Source organism: Flavobacteriales bacterium (assembly GCA_013214975.1).
Classification (GTDB): Bacteria; Bacteroidota; Bacteroidia; order DT-38; family DT-38; genus DT-38.
The window spans coordinates 1-1724 of sequence record JABSPR010000250.1 but is presented as its reverse complement, the minus strand read 5'-3'; the positions used below and the strand labels follow the sequence as shown (position 1 = coordinate 1724).

The following is a 1724-nucleotide window of genomic DNA, read 5'->3' as shown; positions in this document are numbered from 1 at the left end:
TTAGCATAATATTTTAGATAACCTATATGTTTTTTTTGGAGCGAAGCGGAAATACCATATTCTGTTCATCTTCTTATAGTTTTTCTTTTCGTTGATAATTTAGTCGGTTTGAACGAACTCATTGTCGGGCTTCTTAACGATTGCCCTAAATCATAATTGAATAGTAAATGAGTTAATTTAAGGACTGTAAACAGGCTTGGCCTCCTCAAGTCTGCATTGATTGCACCTTAAGTCTCTTTAGCTCAAAAATTAAGCATGAAACATAATACGTATGAATAACTTTTTATTAAAGAGTCATTCTCCCTATACAGCAATCAATCTGAATGAATTGCTAGATCAATCTGAATGAATTGCTAGATTAATCTGTTTACTTTGGTGAAATAAAGGGGTTAAATTTTCTTTATTACTAATCAAGGTAGAACAGCCAGTTGCCCGACTGCCCCCCTCACAGATCCTTACTATTACCCACAAGTTCATAGCCTTGTTGCCATGGCCCAACCTCGACTTAGATCCATTAACCTTTTCCAGCTTCGCCAAAGCACAAGAGTCCCCGGAACGCCATCTCCTTTTCTAGCGAGAAAACCTCCTAATTTTGCAATTCTTTTTAGTGCTTCATGAATAGTGGGTCTTTTCCCATAAAGGTACGTAATGTTCAATAGAGGTTTTCATAACTCATTCCAAAGCAAAGTATATGCTGAATTTATTTACTCCCATTTAGTCATTAATGTTTCTTCACCGATTTGGTGGGGGATCCCAACAAATAATTTTCCTTTCAAAAAGGTATTAACTTTCACTTCCAATATGGAAGTGGTTAATGCAACAAACTCTGAGCACAGTTAAGCATGGATTATAGATCTTTCATAAACCTTCGTTTGTGAAAGCCAAAAGGTACGCAGCATTCCTATTGAACATTACGTACCTTTATGGGAAAAGACCCAGTATTCTGTGATCTCCGTATGAAGAAGCGATCGAAGCCGAAAGCTTTAATAGTGAATCCTCCTGGATACAAGTGTCTATATCAAGCACAAAATAACTTAAAAAAACAATTAGAAAGACAGGATATTGATCAAAATAAATTTTCTCAAATCAAAGTAAATCTACAAAATAAAATTGATCGAGATGAAGGCCGAAACATGGGTATATCTATTCGGTGAAGAAGCCCTCAGAGAAGGGTGGCTCTGAGGGCTTGCAAGAGTTGGATCGTCAAAAACGATCGAGGAGAATTTTAAATGACATTATTCGTAGTGTTTTCAAGCCTTCGGCTCTGCGCAAATGAGAGCACCAGCAAGCTGCCTTTCTCTCATTTTTTGCTTTCATCTAATGTTAAATTTTCTTTTTTTGATTCTCTTATTTTTGAAATAATTAAAATTATTAATAACCATGAAAGAGTATTAATCGTTAGTCTCTTGAAGAAGAGCTCCCAGACGGGATTACCCTCATAATAATCATATGTTAAAAAGTTTGACCATTTTTGTACGAGTAAATGAGGAAAGCATATAGGATAATATATAAATACAACCATAAATCCAATTGTTGGAGCTAAGGCAATAAGGGTAAATTCCCCGAAAAGGGCTATCGCCAAAGCGTAGAAAAAAAACTTTATTACCATTGACCTTTCTCTGAGATATTCACGGTTGGATCTCCAATCAGGTCTACCGGGGTTTTAGTTAATCCAGTTGGTGAATAATGTCCTTTTATAATGATTTTATTATTATCTTTATCAT

1 protein-coding gene is annotated in these 1724 nt (G+C 35.5%); it reads right to left on the bottom strand.

Features of this window, described 5'->3' with window-relative positions; translation table 11 throughout:
* Window positions 1-473 precede the first annotated feature (473 nt).
* Window positions 474-656 carry a hypothetical protein gene (locus tag HRT72_08165; protein ID NQY67683.1) on the bottom strand — a complete coding sequence of 61 codons (183 nt, stop codon included), beginning with the start codon at window positions 654-656 and terminating at the stop codon, window positions 474-476.
* Window positions 657-1724: the final 1068 nt, after the last annotated feature.